General features: G+C 61.4%; 19 protein-coding genes and 1 pseudogene. 14 read left to right on the plus strand and 6 right to left on the minus strand.

Annotation, left to right across the window (positions count from 1 at the left end):
- Positions 1 to 49 precede the first annotated feature (49 nt).
- From ACW5IY_RS06260 to ACW5IY_RS06295, 8 genes are all read left to right on the plus strand, one after another.
- On the plus strand, positions 50 to 814 hold the full coding sequence (locus ACW5IY_RS06260) for a hypothetical protein (RefSeq protein WP_049433797.1): 765 nt from the start codon (positions 50 to 52) through the stop codon (positions 812 to 814).
- Positions 815 to 1024: 210 nt separating this feature from the next.
- Complete coding sequence (locus ACW5IY_RS06265) at positions 1025 to 1411, plus strand: H-NS family nucleoid-associated regulatory protein (protein WP_049433796.1); 387 nt, start codon at positions 1025 to 1027, stop codon at positions 1409 to 1411.
- A gap of 778 nt (positions 1412 to 2189) precedes the next feature.
- Positions 2190 to 2408 (plus strand): hypothetical protein, encoded by a 219-nt coding sequence (locus ACW5IY_RS06270; RefSeq protein ID WP_049433998.1) that lies wholly within the window; start codon positions 2190 to 2192, stop codon positions 2406 to 2408.
- A complete protein-coding gene (locus ACW5IY_RS06275) occupies positions 2405 to 2782 on the plus strand; it encodes a hypothetical protein (RefSeq protein ID WP_049433997.1) in 378 nt (125 codons plus the stop codon). The genes ACW5IY_RS06270 and ACW5IY_RS06275 overlap by 4 nt, the downstream gene beginning before the upstream one ends.
- A 489-nt stretch (positions 2783 to 3271) precedes the next feature.
- The gene (locus ACW5IY_RS06280) at positions 3272 to 3610 is read left to right on the plus strand and encodes a hypothetical protein (RefSeq protein ID WP_049433996.1); all 339 of its coding nucleotides are present in this window, start codon (positions 3272 to 3274) and stop codon (positions 3608 to 3610) included.
- Positions 3607 to 3870 (plus strand): hypothetical protein, encoded by a 264-nt coding sequence (locus ACW5IY_RS06285; protein ID WP_049433995.1) that lies wholly within the window; start codon positions 3607 to 3609, stop codon positions 3868 to 3870. Before ACW5IY_RS06280 ends, ACW5IY_RS06285 begins: the two co-directional genes overlap by 4 nt.
- Positions 3871 to 3906: 36 nt before the next feature.
- A complete protein-coding gene (locus tag ACW5IY_RS06290) occupies positions 3907 to 4092 on the plus strand; it encodes a hypothetical protein (protein ID WP_008268538.1) in 186 nt (61 codons plus the stop codon).
- On the plus strand, positions 4092 to 4400 hold the full coding sequence (locus ACW5IY_RS06295; RefSeq protein WP_049433994.1) for a hypothetical protein: 309 nt from the start codon (positions 4092 to 4094) through the stop codon (positions 4398 to 4400). The genes ACW5IY_RS06290 and ACW5IY_RS06295 overlap by 1 nt, the downstream gene beginning before the upstream one ends.
- A gap of 33 nt (positions 4401 to 4433) precedes the next feature.
- On the opposite strand, the gene ACW5IY_RS06300 is transcribed toward ACW5IY_RS06295, so the two are convergent.
- The 3 genes from ACW5IY_RS06300 to ACW5IY_RS06310 form a co-directional block, all read right to left on the minus strand.
- Positions 4434 to 7040, minus strand: coding sequence for an AAA family ATPase (locus tag ACW5IY_RS06300; protein ID WP_239682851.1), 2607 nt, complete (start codon positions 7038 to 7040; stop codon positions 4434 to 4436).
- Positions 7041 to 7174: 134 nt separating this feature from the next.
- Positions 7175 to 7408: a hypothetical protein gene (locus tag ACW5IY_RS06305; RefSeq protein WP_152906215.1), complete on the minus strand. Its 234-nt coding sequence runs from the start codon at positions 7406 to 7408 to the stop codon at positions 7175 to 7177.
- Positions 7409 to 7512: 104 nt separating this feature from the next.
- Positions 7513 to 7869 (minus strand): helix-turn-helix domain-containing protein, encoded by a 357-nt coding sequence (locus ACW5IY_RS06310; RefSeq protein ID WP_040234190.1) that lies wholly within the window; start codon positions 7867 to 7869, stop codon positions 7513 to 7515.
- Positions 7870 to 7975: 106 nt separating this feature from the next.
- Between ACW5IY_RS06310 and ACW5IY_RS06315 the strand changes: the two genes are divergently transcribed.
- The 3 genes from ACW5IY_RS06315 (at position 7976) to ACW5IY_RS06325 (ending at position 9751) form a co-directional block, all read left to right on the plus strand.
- Positions 7976 to 8794, plus strand: a complete 819-nt coding sequence (locus tag ACW5IY_RS06315) for a hypothetical protein (protein WP_031421723.1) — start codon at positions 7976 to 7978, stop codon at positions 8792 to 8794.
- Position 8795: 1 nt separating this feature from the next.
- Positions 8796 to 9179 carry a hypothetical protein gene (locus ACW5IY_RS06320; protein ID WP_049433991.1) on the plus strand — a complete coding sequence of 128 codons (384 nt, stop codon included), beginning with the start codon at positions 8796 to 8798 and terminating at the stop codon, positions 9177 to 9179.
- Between the two features lie 74 nt (positions 9180 to 9253).
- Positions 9254 to 9751, plus strand: a complete 498-nt coding sequence (locus tag ACW5IY_RS06325) for a hypothetical protein (RefSeq protein ID WP_239682850.1) — start codon at positions 9254 to 9256, stop codon at positions 9749 to 9751.
- 2 nt (positions 9752 to 9753) lie between these two features.
- Here ACW5IY_RS06325 and ACW5IY_RS06330 read toward each other — a convergent pair whose 3' ends face one another.
- On the minus strand, positions 9754 to 10110 hold the full coding sequence (locus ACW5IY_RS06330) for a hypothetical protein (RefSeq protein ID WP_049433989.1): 357 nt from the start codon (positions 10108 to 10110) through the stop codon (positions 9754 to 9756).
- Between ACW5IY_RS06330 and ACW5IY_RS06335 the strand changes: the two genes are divergently transcribed.
- Positions 10084 to 11418: a restriction endonuclease gene (locus ACW5IY_RS06335; protein ID WP_152906214.1), complete on the plus strand. Its 1335-nt coding sequence runs from the start codon at positions 10084 to 10086 to the stop codon at positions 11416 to 11418. The two genes, ACW5IY_RS06330 and ACW5IY_RS06335, sit on opposite strands and share 27 nt — an antisense overlap.
- Positions 11419 to 11580: 162 nt before the next feature.
- Positions 11581 to 13533 carry an ATP-binding protein gene (locus ACW5IY_RS06340; protein WP_049433987.1) on the plus strand — a complete coding sequence of 651 codons (1953 nt, stop codon included), beginning with the start codon at positions 11581 to 11583 and terminating at the stop codon, positions 13531 to 13533.
- A gap of 39 nt (positions 13534 to 13572) precedes the next feature.
- Here the strand turns inward: ACW5IY_RS06340 and ACW5IY_RS06345 are convergent, their stop codons facing one another.
- Together ACW5IY_RS06345 and ACW5IY_RS06350 are read right to left on the minus strand one after the other, a co-directional pair.
- Positions 13573 to 14352: a hypothetical protein gene (locus tag ACW5IY_RS06345; RefSeq protein ID WP_239682849.1), complete on the minus strand. Its 780-nt coding sequence runs from the start codon at positions 14350 to 14352 to the stop codon at positions 13573 to 13575.
- A gap of 681 nt (positions 14353 to 15033) precedes the next feature.
- Positions 15034 to 15501: pseudogene (locus ACW5IY_RS06350) on the minus strand (type 4 pilus major pilin); the annotation flags it as partial.
- 121 nt (positions 15502 to 15622) lie between these two features.
- Here ACW5IY_RS06350 and ACW5IY_RS06355 point away from each other — a divergent pair.
- On the plus strand, positions 15623 to 15910 hold the full coding sequence (locus ACW5IY_RS06355; protein ID WP_152906213.1) for a hypothetical protein: 288 nt from the start codon (positions 15623 to 15625) through the stop codon (positions 15908 to 15910).
- Positions 15911 to 16024: the final 114 nt, after the last annotated feature.

Consider the following 16024-nt stretch of genomic DNA (forward strand, 5'->3'; position numbering starts at 1 on the left):
CTCCGAGGGTCCGTAGCCTTTCAGTCACCAACTGACGAGGCAACCACCCATGACGAACGCAACGCCGATGTTCCCGCTGTCCCCGGAATACTTGGACTTGGCCATCCTGGGCCTGGCCTGCCATGCCACCCACGCTCGGGCCATCGCTTCTGGGTTGGAGGTACACACGTCCATCGTGTGCGAGGTGCTCACCCATGCGGGGATTGAGCCGATCCTGCCGCCTCGCACGTTCCGCTTTGACAACATTGATTGGGACACTGATGGGGAGGTGGTTGAGAGGCTTCCGCGCTCGGGGGAAGTCACGGTTGAGGACTGCCCTGAGCTTGATGATGAGGAGATGGAATACAAGGCACTGAACGACTTCAGCGATCTGCATGGCTATTGCATCGAAGGCTGCAATGCCACCGAAGTGTCGGGCGCTTCTTGGCCCACCACGGCGCGGGAGGCGGAGAGCCTGGTGAACGAGGCGAACTGGACGGGGGAGCTGCGCATGGGCAATGGGCGCTACGCCTTGGTCACGCATGAAACGTTGGCGCTTCGCTATCCCAAGCACCTCGCTAACCTCCGGCTTAAAGTGGGGCCCAGCTACGCCGAAATCGCGTCGGCGTGGGCATTTGCAGTCATCGAGGCGCAGAACGTCGAGGGCTTTCAAATGTGGACGGACAACCTGTTGGACTTGGTGTCGCTGGCACTCGAATACCATGAGGAAAGAAAAGAACAGGCATTTGAAGCTCTCTGGTTGGCGATGGTTGACATGGGTCTCAAGGATCCGCATCCCGGACTTGGCGAGGCCATGTCAGCTATGGAAGCATGATCGGGCCCTAGCCCGCGCCCGGAGTAGGCCATACGTAGTGCTGCCCGCGGTTGATCACCGCGAACACGGACGGGGGCTTAGTGACTTCCAAGGCGAAGCCCTTGGACGTCGGTGAAAACTCAGCAAAAGCCTGGCCTGGGTCGTTGAGGGTTTACAGCCGCCTCGTGAATCGGCACGATCGCGGTTTCGCAAAACCCAGGAGGAAATAGCGTGGCATTGTCGCTGGAAGAAATCAGGAAGAAAAAGGCCGACGCTGAGGCGCAGGTTGCAGCGCTTGAAAAGGCGGAGCAGGAAGCAGTGGCGGCGGAGGCCGGAGCCAGCTTTGCAGGGGTCTTCGAGACCTTGCAGCAGTTTGGGCAGCACTACACGTCGAAGCAGAAGAACGAACTGAAGGCATTGCTTGAGCCGCGCAAGGCGGTTTCCGCGAGCGCCGGCATCAGTCGCGCCCCGAAGTTCCAGATCCCGGACGGCACCACTTGGGCGGGCACTGGACGTCAGCCGAAGGCCTTCCTTGCGTGGGCTCAGACTTCCGAAGGCAAGGCGTGGAAAAAGAAGCACCCGGAACAGGAATGGCCGGCGCACCCTTTCAAGGTGTGATTGCCATTGAGCGTTGCAGACAGAGCCCCGGGAAACCGGGGCTTTTTTTTGGGGCGTTGAACCAAAGACAGCCACGCTCAGGCTGGGGCGGAAGCCCCGGCGCCGAGCCTTTCTTCCCCAAAAGGGGGCTTTTCGGGCGCGGCCCTGGCCGCGTTCTTTTGAGCTCTTGAAGACAGAAAGCAACGGCAAAAGCAGCATGGAGCAACAGCGCTCTGGGAAAAAGGCAGGTGGGGCCTCGGCTTCCGCCGGGCCCGGTGCTTGGCTGGAAAATGTGAGGCGTTTCAGGGTTTTTCAGCGATTCGCGGCCCTTCCGGCAGTTTTGATATTTAGTCGATAAAACGTTGGGTGAAAGTATTGCGATTTTTTGGAGGCAGCTTAGTTTGAGTGGGTAGCGAGGGAATGCCCCTCTTCAAAGGTTTTCGCATGATTGCTTGCGTTATTGACCAGTCAGGCTTTGTTGCCCCTGGTTATCGGGGGGTCTTCTAATGGCTCACCACCACGCCAGCCCCCTCCAACTCAAGACGGGCGAGTGGGGCGCCCGGGTGCCCGCCCAGAATGTTAGGAACGGCGACAGGCTCACCGTGGTGGCCCGGAGCGGCAGCTCCTGGGAAGCCGTCGTTGTCGGCGTGGTTTGGCAAGGCCCGGAGGCCGCGATTTGCCAAACCGCCCGGGGGCTCATGCAGTGTGGGTGCTGCGGGGAAGTGGGGCAGAAAGGGGCCCACCCCTTCTCAACGTATCCGGCAGAGATGCGGCGTTGTGACGATTGCGGGGGGTCGGCATGAAACCCCCAGCAACGAGTCGCCGCCGCCGCTATTTCGCCTATCAACGCCGCTCGGGTGGTCAGTGTTACTTCGACAAAGCCATGCACGCCCAGCGGTATCCCCACACCATCGGCCATTACCAGCTCACCCGCTTCCTGGGCACTTCCGCGCTGCTGACCAGCGAGGAGGCGGCCGCACAGGCGTGGCTTCCTATGTCCAGGAAGCGGGCGTTATGACCAACCCTTATCGCCTGCACCCGAGTCAGAAAGATCAGCCTCTGGTCGACACGATTCATGAGGTGCGGATCGACTCGCCGAGCAAGAAGGCGTTTCAGTCGTTGGCCAAGGCGCAGCGATTGAGCATGCGAGCAGCGCTGACGCAGCTCATCGAGCAGCACGCGGAGATTCGCGAGTGTTTCTCACCTCGCCGTCCGCGACCTTGGGCGGGCATTGCATCCACTCAGCGTTGTCCTTACGACGCCGCTCTTCCCGAAGTGGAGGTATCTACGTCCGCCAGCATGGCCCTGCTGATCGACGCCAATCGCGCCGGCATAAGGCTGACCGAGGCCGTCCGGCAGTTGGTATGGCGGTGCGTGCAGGCGAGCGAGTGAGCAAGACGGCCTTTGCGAAACTTGGGCAGCTAAGGCTGTCTTTTTTGCGGCCAGAGATCTAAAGCGACCGGTAGTCCTACCCGATGCAGCTGCGCACTGGGGAGCTTGCTGCGCCACACGCCAGGTGCGGCGGTTCTATCTCATATCGCCGCTTTTTGGGGAGGAGCAGCGGCCGTGTGCGACCTTCTCCCGATACTCATTATTTCGATAGTGTGAGGTACCTCTATGAAGCTGAAAATCTGCTTTAAATCGAGCAGAAAAACGCTTTAGTCAAAAAATGATCGGATAAATGTGTTGTCAAAAGTTTGCGGCATCGTATTCTGAAATCAGAGGACAGAAATGTTCTCTTCGCATCACTACAGGAGATTGTTCCATGTTCATCGTCACCCTTGCCGTCTACGCCGCCAGCGTGCTGTTCGGCCTTGCTGTTGGCTCCGTCATCGGCGACCGGATTGAAGCCAATCCCCACTTTATCTAAGGAAGCATCTAATGAAACTTCAGTTCCTACACGAAGAAGGCGTCGCTGCGGCCGCCGCCTACGAAGCAGAGCGCAACCGGCGCAACGAAGATCTGGAAGCCCAAGTGAACACGTGCAGGCGCGCCCACGGTGCCGCTGGCGATGAGGCCTGCAGTAAGGTCCGCCATTCGCTCTCTCACTTGGAAGAGCATTTCGCTCAGAAGATCGAGGAGGCGAGCAAGCGTCGAGACGAGTTCGGCTTTGCGGACTACCAGCTCTACAACTTTGCCTACAGTGAGCTGCGCGAGCAGGTGTTGACCCTCCAGTTGGAGGCATTGATGGAGCTGGAAGCCGCCGGAGGCCATGCGTGAGCACTCAACGCGACCGCTTGTCCATGATCCCAGCGCTCAAGCCGTTGACGACCCGCGACCACTTGGCGTTGCTGCACTTCCTTTGGCTAGGCGTCTCAGGCCTTGGAGCAGCCAAGCTGGGATGGGAGATGGTGACCCACCCCAGGGCCAAGCTGTCGGACATTGCCCTGGGCGTGCTCCTCTGCCTGGCTCCTGCAGTGATTGCGGCCACCTGGGCGCTTTGCCTGTTCGGCATCGCCCAACACCACCAGCCTTTTTGAAACCCGAACCCCTGACAACCACGGAGGACCTCGCTCGTGCGAAAACTTTTCAACAAACTGCTCAACATCGCCCTTTTTGGCATGGTTCTGTTCGCCCTGGACCAAGTCCCGGAACGCCTGGATCGCATGTCGCAAACCGCCCAGAACCTGGTTCAGCAGGTGGGCTACTCGGGCCCCATGCAGGGCATCCCCTCGGGCGTGCCAGACGGTTACGAGTTCTGATGACCCCCGCACCCTGGCCATCGTCGGAGCTCGTTCGCCTCGCATGGGCGGCACGCCGGGATCCTCTTGCCCGGCAGCACCTGCTTCAGGCGTTCCAAGAGGGGGCCGATTTCCATACCCCTCTGTCCAGCAGCGATCTGAACGACGACCTGTTTGCCGTCCCTGGGGATTGCTTGGCCGGGGTGGTGATTCGGGAACTGACGGGCGTCAAGGACGCCGAAGAGTGGCTGCACGCGTTTCTTCGCGCGCACGAGTTGCATCAAGCGCTGCCACCTGCTGTGGGAAGCGCTGGCAAGCGGCGCTTCTGATGACCGTGAGCACGCAGTAACGGGTGGCCAGGGCTACGCCTTGGGTTTCGCCGCCGTTTCCGCTCGCTTACCGAACTCCTTGCACCATTCGAGCATGTCTTGCACGTCCTTTAGCAGTTCGTCCGGACCCGGAAGCCAACTGGGGGTGTCGGTGGGTTGGGAGTGCTCGAATGCCGAATACTTCGTCATCATCCCGTCGATCAGTGCGCAGTCTGTTGGCGTGATTGCACTGAGCCGCTGTAGCTTGTTGAGCGTGTTGATCTCGCGCCGGTAGCGGTTGATGACGCCAGAGCAAAGCTCGTCCTCTACAGAGCGTTCGACCAAGATTCGGAAGTTGCTGCAGGCGGCCTTCAGGGCAAGGTCTTTCAGCTGCGGGTCGAGCTTCTTGAGCTGTCCGATGCTGCTGATCATCTGGTTCAAGCCGGATTGAGGCTTCAACGAGAAGGTGTTGATCTGCGCAGGCATGCCGGTTTTGCTCCCATCGCGGGCGATCGATTCAACCGCGACCTTGACCGTAGACTGATCGAGGTTGGCTCGCTGCTTGGCGGCATTCTGTAGGAGGACCATGAGCGACAGCCGATGCGTGAACACGATCACCTGGCGACGCTCGGCCAGATCTACCAGGCGTTTGGCGACCGCCTCCTCAAAGCGCTGATCCAGGGAGGAGATGGGGTCGTCGAAGATCACGGGCATGCCCCGTTCAAGCCCTGTCGCGTCGGCCAGGAAGGCCGCCAACGCCACGATGCGTTGCTCACCCTCGCTCAGGATTTCCCGATTCTTCTGGGCGCCTTGCGCGTCCTTCAGCTCAACGTAAAAGGTGAACGCCCCTTTGCCTTGGGATCGATACGACATGCGGACAGGAAGCGAATGGCCCCCTAGCGCCTGCAACTCGGCATTGAAGCGGTCGCAATAGCCCTTGGCCAACTCCGACTCGCCAATGTCATTGCTTTTCGTCGTCAACTGGCTGGTTGAGGTAGACCGAACAGCGGCCTCCACCGTTCCCACGCGTTTGAGGCGGATCACGTCGGCCCATACCGCATTGCGCTGCTCCGATAGCCACTGTTGTGCTTTCAGCTCTGCTAGGCGGGCTTCTTTCTCTTTCCGCCCCGTCGGGTCCAGCAAGCCCGCCAGCGCGTCGCGATCAGCGGTGGTTGTCTTGACCTTCTGATCGTAGGCGTTGGTCCACATAGACCACTGCACTGCCGGAGCCGCCGTGGCCTCGGCCATTGCTTTCAACCTCGCATGGATGGCTTCAAGCAGCTCAGTGGCTTGGGGGGCTTCCAAGCCAATAGCAGCGCACTGGGCCTGCCAGGCGACATCGGTGAGAGGACTGGGCAACGCTTTCTTAAGCGCCGTCAGCGTGTCTTCCGCGCTCTTAGCTTCTGTCTGCAGGGTGTCGTTGAGGTAACTCTCAAAGCTAGCCAGACGGGCCTTTCCCTCGTCTCCCAACGGTTGCTGGCAGAGGACACAACAAGCCTCGTCTCCAACGTGGGGGAACGGGAGATCACGGTAGGCAAGACCGGTCGAATACGCCTTTGCAGCGTCCCAAAGGGTTTGCCACACGGCGTCTCCGACGCCTTTGAGCGGCAGCCCATTGAGGAAGGCCGTGGCATAGGTGGTGGCGGCCTGGCGCTTGACCTCTGCATTGCTGCGGGTCTCCAGGAGGGCTTGGGCCTTCTCGTTGCTCAAGCTCTCCCTCAACGCCGAGACGCTTGTGGCCATCTGCGACAAGCGTTCCAGCTCTCCGACGGCCTTGGCGTGGGCCACTTCAGGATTCGCCTGGGCCAGTGCGGTCTCCAGCGCCAAACGCTCATCGTTCAGTGCAGCGGGGAAGGCGCAACGTTGGTTGATCTCCTCTTCGGTCAGTTTCGCCGTCAACTTCCGGAGGACCGTTGCAGCGCTGCTCTGCGCGTGGTCTTCCGGGATGATGGGCAGTTTGCTGGTGAGCTTGGCGGCGCGGGCCTTCAATCGGGTGGCGAGATCGTCTGAGATGTGGATGAGCATCCCGACGAACCGCATAGCTCGGGGAAGATGGGTGGCGGTGGTGGCGCTGTCTCCGAACTCCAGCGCTGTGGCTGAGTCGAAGACCGGCACCGCTTTCAATGTCGCGTGGGGGCCGTCGGATGCTTGCCAAGTGAGATCAGCAGACGATGTCGTGCCGTCGGATCGGGTCGCCGTGACTTTGATTAGAGCAGAGGCAGCATCGGGGTTCTGCTTGAACACGTTGCCGTGGATGGATCCCTTGGCCCGCGCGCCGCAGACGTGCTTCATCAAACGAGCATAGCCCGATTTGCCGGCCCCGTTGGGTCCGTAGACCACGGTCATCTGGCCTTGGCTGAGATCCAATGCCGCGTCCTCGCCAAGGGCATTGACGCCGCGGATGGAGGAGACCGAGTCGATGCGAAGCTCAGCGGCGGTGGGTGTCCCCAAGATGGTTCCCGGTGCCAAAGCCGGGTGGGGAACGTCCAGTGTCTTGGCCGCGTCGGCCAGGCAGTGAGTCGCCAGCGCCTCCATCTCCTCTTCGTTCGGCATGCGGCGGTGCTGGATCACCGTGGAAGCGGCCATGCGCAGCCAGCTGGGGCGGCCATTCAACCACTCTTCCAGAGTCGTAGGCGCAGCGGCCCCATTCTTGTTCGCCATCGGTCACTTCCCCTGTGAATGGCCAGAGCCAGGAAGGCTCCGTCCCCTTCCTCAATAGTGACGCGGGTCACATTTAGAGGCAAGTCGGTGATTGTCGTAGGGGATGGGGAAATGGTTTTCGCGAACGATAGGGATCAGGCCTCTGAGGGGGCGTCGATCTGTGCAGCGGCGAGGAGAGCTGCCAACTCACGGTTCAGTGCTCGGGCCTCTGCCCGCAGTTCGCCCCAGGCCGGCGTTTTGCTCCCGTCTAGGCCCGTAATCAATGAGAGGCATGCATGGGCACGCAGTCTGGCCGCCTCCGCGGCTGGCGACGAGGGCTTGAGGGCGTCCAGTGCGGCCAGTTGGATTTCCAGCAGGTTGATATCCACCAATGCCTGCATCTGCTCCGGTGCCATCGGGCACGGAGCATGCCGCCGCAGCCACCACCGTCGAAGTCGTTTCAGCACGTTCTCTCTCCCTGAGATCGTTGACGTTACTCGGGAGGATCGATGTCCACGCCACGGCTCTGGGCGTAATCCCTCACCTTCGTCAGCAGCTCTCGCTGCTGTTCGGGTTCAAGCCGCGACATCACCAGCAACGTCTCTGCCACTAGATCATTTGTGGCATGGAAATAGGCGACCGGCATGCCAAGTGCTTGAGCCAGCTTTTCCATCGTTGCAGGATCCGGCACGCGATCTCCTCTCTCGTAACGAGAAATCCTGGGAGCGGCGGAGTTTTCCTCGTCCAACCCAAGCACGGCCCCCAACTCTGCTTGCGTCAGGCCCTTGGCAAGCCGGGCCTCGCGCAAGCGGCGGCCAAACGTGTGAGCTGGGGCGAGAGGGGCAGGCATGGGCGATCACGAACCGGGAGCAATCCCCAAGTCTGCCGCTTCCAATGCTGCACCGCATTTGCCAAAATGGCAAATGAGGCCATGGTGGCCGGGATCAGGGGGATGCATGAAGCAAGCGATTGCAGCCGTGGCCGTGTGCTTGGCGTTGGCCAGCGGGACGGCCAACGCCCAGGACGGCATTTTGGGAAGGATCGGCAAGGGGTTGATGCAGGCGGGCAAGAATGCCGCCTCCGCGCCTGCGACCAAGCGTTATTTGGAACCCGCCGGCACTTACTGGGACGACGGCGACCCGCCGGTGCTCGACGGCTACACCCGGATCCGGTGGGGCTTGGCGGCCACCGCTTCGGCCGGTTTCGGCATGTGCGAAGACAACCTCTTTGCCCAGGCCAAGGCCGGTGCTGCCCTGACACCGGCCATGCGGACGCACTGCATTGGCTCCTGGGGCCACCAGTTCAAACGCGTCGGCCTGCAGGGCGATCCGGCGTCTGCGTTTGAGGCCAAGGCGCAGCAGGTTGCCTCCACCGACGCGTTCTATCTGCGGCCCTACATCGACGTGGAAATCGACCCCAAGACCAACATTCTCCACGCCTACGTGCTGGTCATGAACCACGACTGGTATCCCCGCTCGCCTGACTTTCTTCCGACGGCTGTTATCGGCCCTTCGCCGTTGGGCAAAGGCAATGCGGTGGTGGGGGTCGAGCACGGTGGGCGTTACCACGCCGCGCTGCGACTGAAGCCCGAAGACGCGGCCGAGCTGCGAAGGGTGGGGCGCGACGCCACGGGAGATCGAATCTTTTTCAAGGTCGTGGAGGGCAGGTTGAAGCCCAACGGCCTGCCGGACATCGTTCTGCAAATCGACCGGCTGGAGATCGGCTACAAGAACCAGATCATCGGCATCACTCCTTCCAAAGACAAGGACGCATGACATGAAGCACGCACTGATCTTGGCCGCAGCAGCGGCACTCTTGACCCTGACCGCCTGCTCTGGTGACAAGGGCCCCACGAAGGAGGACGGGGTGAAGGTCGTGGAAGGCTTCTTCACCGAGCAGGGAAGGCAGGCAACCCTCCAGCGCTCTTGGCGGTTTGAAGTGACCGATGCGGGCGGCTTGGATCTCGACTGCGAGAAGAAGCCCAATGGGGATCAAGAGTGCATGGTGGGCGGGTCGGTAAAAGCCCAGGGGTCCATCGGTGGCCAGCCCACCAAGCCCGAGCCGAGCACCCTCAAGCCGAAACTGCGTGCACTGTTACGCCCGCAAGGTGAGGGCTGGCAGGTGGTCGAAGTGAAAGATGAAGGGACGTCTGCAGGCTAAACGGGCCGCAGTCCACCGCTTGACTGCACGCCGGTCTCGATCAAGCGTGCAGCCATCCAATAGGGGAGATCACCGTGAACCGCTATCCGCCATACCAGCCGTTGCATCCGCCCACCGGGCCGGCCGCCATGATCCTCCCCAGTGTCATCTTGGGTCCGCTCGGGCTGCTTGCCTTGGGTGGGGGCCAGGAGGCCATGCAGTCCAGCGTGTTGCTGGGCTCGCTCTACTGCGCTGGGGGCCTGCTTATTTTCGCGTTCTTGGCGTTCTGTCTAGCGCTCCACATCCGAGCGCAGCGGGTCTGGGAGTGGCATGTCCGCACGGGCCGAATGCCGTATTTCCCGACGCACGGTTTTCTCAAAGGGGCGCTGCTCGGGGGCGGGTTGGGCGTAGTGACGGTGGTGGCGGCCGCCGTCCTCGGGTTCAAGTATGCCGAGCATCCGGTCTATGGCGAAATCGCGACCTTGGCCTTTGTTGGTGCCTGGCTGTATGGCGCTCTCGTCATCGGCGTGCTGGCCGTGGTGTTGGGCTGGGTCAAGCGCGCGTGGGATCGGACGACCGTGCCGCCGAAGTGATCTCACTCGCTCAGCGGGACCCAAAAGCCCTTCCATTCGCGCACGGTCTTTCCTGAGAGGCTAGTGGCAATAGGCGTATAACGCTTCTGAAAGCGCTGACCTTCCCATTCCACGATCTGGCGGGTGAGCGCATTGGGGTAAGCCTTGTCTAGCGCCGCGTCTCGCTCCTCTTGGGCCGTTCGAGGCAATACGCCAGTGTCCTTAAGTGCGCGCTCCACCTGGGCCAGCGTGGCCTTGGCGGTTTCGATGTCTGCACGGAACTTGTTCGGATTGTTTCCCGAATAGTTCTCCCATTTCTCGTGCAAACGTGCCAGGTCTTGGACGGCCTTGGCGTGATCGTCGAGCGTGTAATCGGTCATCTTTGCTTATTAGGCAGGCTGGGCGGCCAGGAGCATGCCCGAATCGAGGCCGCCGGGCCAGCGGTCGACAAATGGCGGTCAGGCCCCACCGATGGCAACATCCGACTCATGACCGGGAGAGTAAAAGTGGCAAAAGCGAAGGAAGAACCGGGCAGGCCGGATGCGCATTTGGAAGCCATCGTGCAGCAGGCCCAAGCCATCACGGAAACTTGGGCCAAGCGGCACGAGTTCTGGGAGGATTCCAGCCACAAAAACCCGTTGGAGCACTACGACACGGAGCCTGGTGAGGGCGTGTCTATCCTGACGCTGTGCTCCGACGGCATGCCGGCGCGGTGCTTGAACGAGGGAAGCCGAGAAGCCGACGAGCTAGGGGAGGAGTTGGCCCAGATAGGCCTCTACCTCGAACTGGACGATGCCGTCACTGCCAACTACTACCTCATCGAACACGAGTCGGCGTTGCAGAAGCAGTTTGATCAATGGGCCCAATGGCAATGGACCTGCCGCTTGATCGAAGCTGACACAGCGGACGTTTCCGGGGACGTATACCAGCACTTTGCGGAGCATCCCGAAGATCTTTACCAGCTTCCTCACCGTGACTTCGAGGAGCTGATCAGCAGCGTATTCACGGCGCGCGGTTGGAAAACGCAGATCGGGCCCGGCACGGCCGACGAGGGTGTGGACGTCCGGATGTGGCTTCAGTCTCCCTTGGGCGATGCACTGACCTTGGTTCAAGCCCGGCGGTATGCCAAGCACCGCCCGATTGGCTTGGAGGCCGTCGCGGCGCTGGAGGCGCACAGCCTACGCGAGGGCGCCTCTGGGATGTTCGTGACCACTTCCCGTTACCGTCGCGTTGCACAGAGGTTTGCCAGTCGAAACAAGAAGCTCTTGCTGGCGGACTCGTCGGACGTGGCAGCATGGTGCCAGGAGGCATCTCTCGCCATGCAGAGCGCTAAGGCGAAGGCACTGGCCCTAGAGTCGCTTGATTGCCTGATGGCGGAGGTAAGGGCGGCGGGCACGCACCCAGCGTTGGTGCGTTGCCTCAAGCGATATCCGTCTTTCTGTCTGGTGCTGCGGGAAACTCCAACGGGCGCGCTGCTTTTGCCCATACCGTCGGATGAGACGTCGAGCGACGGTCAGGCAGGATACGTCTTGCCGGTGTTGGATGGTCGCCTGAACCACCCGTCGCCGGACCGGAGCGTGTTCCGGGCCATTCGCACCGTGCAAGACGGCAAGGTGAGCTACTGGGGCGCTGGGGATCTTTACAGTCGGTGGGATGGGGAACCCTTGGGGTTCGATTTCTGGGACTAATGGCTCCTCGCCATCGTCCACTCATACCAGTGGCTTCCGGAATATCTCGTTTTCGCTGGGTCGCGGCGGGTGAGATGGGCAGGGCTTAGCGTTTTGCCAAAGTCGGCGGAAGGCGGCATAGTCTTGCACACATTACCAATCAAGCATTTAGCGGACATCCCCATGGGCAAGAAGGGCAAGGCAGCCAACGAAGCTCTCTTTGAAGAAGACTACGTGCTTCGGTCACTCGGTCGGATTGGCTATGACCCAGACGTGGCCCTCACCGAGTTGGTCGCCAATACATGGGATGCGGGGGCTGCTAAGGTTGCCGTGATCATCCCGGGGGAAGCGGGTGGCTTGCTGTCGGTGGAAGACGATGGCCATGGGATGACCGAGGACCAGTTTCGCAAGCGCTGGATGACCTTGGGATACAACCGGCATCGCAGCCAAGGGGCGAACGTCCAGTTTCCGTCGGGGCGTCGTGATTGGGTGCGCATGGCCTTCGGGCGCAACGGCATTGGTCGCCATGGCCTTCTGTGCTTCTCTGATCATTACACGATCGAAACTTGGACGAACGGCGTTCTCTCAACCTTCGTGATCGGCACTCGAAATCAGCCGTCCCCGTTCTACATCCAGAGCCACGAGACAGGCACCCGTTCGGGCCATGGCACCCGGTTGTTGGTAGAGGTTGAACGCCACCGCCCGGATCCAGATCGGATCAGAACGGTCTTGTCGGGACGTTTCCTACACGATCCGCAGTTCATCGTTTCGGTGAACGGCCAGTCCGTCCCTCTGTCTGAGCATGAGGGCCTCCTAGAAGAACGCAAGATTCAGGTCGAACCAGGCTTTGGCGTCACCGCGTATGTGGTGGACACAACGCGCACGGCCAAATCCACGCGTTACCAAGGCGTGGCATTCTGGGTGAGCAATCGGTTGGTAGGGCTGCCGAGTTGGACCGTTGGGCCAATGGCCGTTCTGGATGGGCGGGTGCGCTTTGCGAAGCGCTATGCCATCGTGATCGAGTGTGGGGCAGAGTGGCTGTCCGAAGTCGAACCGGATTGGTCGAAGTTCAAGAATACCGAGCGCACCGATCGCCTTTTCGAAGCAGCCAACGGGTATGCGCAGGAAATGGTCGAAAAGTTGTCGGCCCACTTGATTGAAGAAAACTCAGAGGACGCACTCTACAAGAATCGAGAGGATCTGCGCACGCTGCCTAGGCGCTCCATGCTTGAAGTGGCGCAGTTCACGAAGGCGGTGGTGCATGACCAACCAGGCATACCGCCTGAAACGCTCAATAAGGTCGTCAAGGCAGTCATAAAGATTCAAAAGGCACGAAGCGGTTCAAGCTTCCTCGACAAGCTGATGCAGCTGGATGAGCACGACATCGACGGGCTCGACAGGTTGCTGGGGCAGTGGACGGTGGAGGATGCGCTTACCGTTCTGGACGAGATCGACAGTCGGTTGTCCATCATTGCGGCCATGGAGAAGCTCAGCGGTGACCCAGAAGCTGACGAGCTGCACACCCTTCACCCGCTCGTGACGCAGGCGCGTTGGCTGTTTGGTCCTGAGTTCGATAGCTCGGAGTATGCGTCGAACAATACCCTGCGCACCGTCGCCACCAGCTTGTTCAAAGGCAGAAAGGGTGGGCAGGCGTTTGCCAATGCAGCGAAACGCCCTGACATTGTCGTCCTCTCCGATGCGACACTCTCTGTTGTTGGGACAGAGACTTTCGATAATGCCAGGGATCAGCTGGTGATGATGCGCGATGTCCTACTCATTGAGCTAAAGAAAGGGCGCTCTGAAATCGGTCGCAAAGAGATGAATCAAGCGGCTGAGTATGTCGATGAGCTCGTCTCCAGCGGAGGCATTGAAGGGGTTCCCTTCTTCCATGCCTTCGTGGTCGGTCATTCGGTCGCATCCAATATCTCGACCGTCACTAACCGGGAATACAACGGGGCCCAGCGTGGACGCGTCACGGCGACCACTTACAACCAGCTCGCATTGACGGCGAATCGGCGCCTTCATGGGCTCAAAGCAAGAATACCCTCCCGTTATGAGGAGGTCTCTGGTTACGAGCTTGTCCAGAAGGTCATGGGGACGCCCAGCCAAGCATCGTTCGTGCCCCCAGCTGCGTAGTGCACTGTTCCGTGCGTGTCCGACAAGTGCTTCTGGCCGCTAGCCCATGGGCCCCCTGCACGTGAGTGTCAGCTTCTGGTAGTCGACTCGAACGGGGTTGTAGAACTGGCGATACCAGTTGAACGCCAAGGTCTGGCCCACGTTGTGCTCGTTGCACGCCGGCAGGCCTTGCTGGGTGCCAAAACCGCCGTTGGGCGTGCATCCGGGCTGGCCCGTGCAGGTGGTGTAGGGCGTCGAAGCCACCACCGACGATTCGGGCCACTCCCAGCGATACGGATTGTTGGTCTTGCCCACCAAATCGGACGCGCAGGCCTGGCGGCACACGGCCAAAGAGGTGCCCCCGCTGGTCCAGTTGTAGTCGCAGTAGTGCATGCCCATGTTGGAGACGCACTCAAAATCGTAAGAGTAGGCGTAACGGATGTTTCCCGCGTCCGAAAGGGCGTTGCATTGCTCTTCGTAGAAGGCCGACTCGCTCACGTTGGCGGGCCAGTTGCCGGGCATCGGGGCCGGCGTCTCGACCCGGTGGATGGGCACGTTGGCGATGGCCCAGTCCAGCTTGGCTTTTTCCGCTGGCGTCAGGCGCACCACGGCGTCGGGATACCAGTAAGAAATGCCACTCGAACCCGAGGGCGGCGGCACGTCCTGCCCATCGGCGGAGTGCCACGCCACCACTTGCAAGCTCCCATTGCCGCAGCGAGCGGCCGTGGGCTTGCATGTGCTGACCTCGTTGCGACGAGCCCCGGTATCCACCCAGTTGGACCAGCCGCCGTAAGTGGGGCCGGGCAGGGCGGTGGTGCCAAACGGGCAATGGGTGAACATGTCCCGCGATCTGACCTGCTGCCGCTCCCAGATGTGCGTCCCAGCTTGGCCCGACGGGCAGGGTTGAGAAGTGGGTAGCCATTGATCGCGTTCCTCCTGGGAGGTTCCAGGGCAGGCCTGGCAATCCCTCGCCGTCACAGCCGCCACCGTCTGGGCTTGAACCCACACCTCGGGATGCTCCCACGCAGCGTCTGAGTTTGGATCCACATCGCCAGCGGCGCAGACCTGGCGTGTCCGCACTGTTTCCGTGCCCCACGTGCCCGCCGGACAGCTCGCCCGGGCCGCCGAGCTTTCCGATTGCCGGCACGGCACCAAGGCCGGCGGAGCCGGGGTGGGGACCGGCGTTGGGAGCGGCTGAGGCACCGGAACGTTGGGCGCAACAGGAAGCGGCGGAACCGCAGGGGAAGGAGCAACCCCAGGGCTTGGCGACACGCTCCCAGGAACGCTCGGCACTGCATCGGGCGCGCTGGGAGCGGTGGATACGGGGCCAGCCGGTGTCGGCGTTGAAGGGCCAGGGACGGCGGGCGTGGAGGGCAGGGGAAGCGTGGGCACCACGGCGACCGACGACCCGGCGACCAGGCCTGAGTAATAGACGACGTCGACCACGGCCCCATCGGCCCCGCACGCCAATCCCAGCCCGGGGACGTCCAGGGTTCCGCCGTTGCCCAACAAAACACTGGTGTTGCCCACGATCACGTCCCGCACGTTCGCGTCGCCCGCAAGGGCGGAGACGAACGGCACGCAGGCCCGCGCAGGAAGCCCGGACAGCCCCACGGAGAAGGCATCCCCCGCCAAGCGCACCGTGGCCGGGGACACGGTCACGGCTCCGCCCCACGCGTTGCTCATGGTCGCTGCGCTGGCTTGGCGGAAGTCGGCGGGGGAAAGCCCATCCTCAAGGACGTTCAACGTGCTGACGCCGCGGAACGAACCGACGACGCCATGGGACCGATCAACGCGGCTGGCCAGGTCCCGAACGTTCTCGACGTCCGACGCCACGTTGACCCGAGTGGTGACGCGGGGGTAGACCCAAAACGCGGCGGCGCCCATTGCGGTGGCAACCCCCAATGCGAGCAGCAACTCGACCAGGCCAAAGCCTGGGGCAGGAGAACGACGGCGAGGGCGGGCATGCGGTGTCATGCACTTCAGCATGCGACACAACCGCGTTTTGACAAGCCCTGGCGGCGGTTCTTGATTTTAGTCAAAAATCTTTCAAATCAATGGGTTGACAAAGGTTGGTGATGTGGTTGGATCGTGTTGTAGGAGCAGTTTAATGGGTAAACCGACCTACCCACAAAAAGAGAGTGACGACATGAAGATTCATCCCATCGAGCCCGCTGCCAGCACCGACCTGGCGCATTTCCAGATCCACACCGCCGCGCGGTTTCTGGATTGCACCAACGGCTTGAATCAGCTGGCCGACAAGCATCGCCGGATCCAGCGCTTGGCCACGCGCGCCCGTTATGAGCGGCGTGGAAGAAGGAAGAGGAGCGGTTCGCATAAGCCTTTTGAACCTCGCCCTGCTCTTTGTTGGTCTCTTGGGAGTCGCGGTGTTCGATGACCCCCGCCTTCTCAAGGCGGCGGCGGTGACGGCGGCCGGATTGTCATCATAGGCAACGACTGCTACGGGAACTGCGAAGGGACGGAGGGGAAGCGAACTCCTGCTTACCCAAGA

The organism is Stenotrophomonas sp. C-A (genome assembly GCF_054030835.1).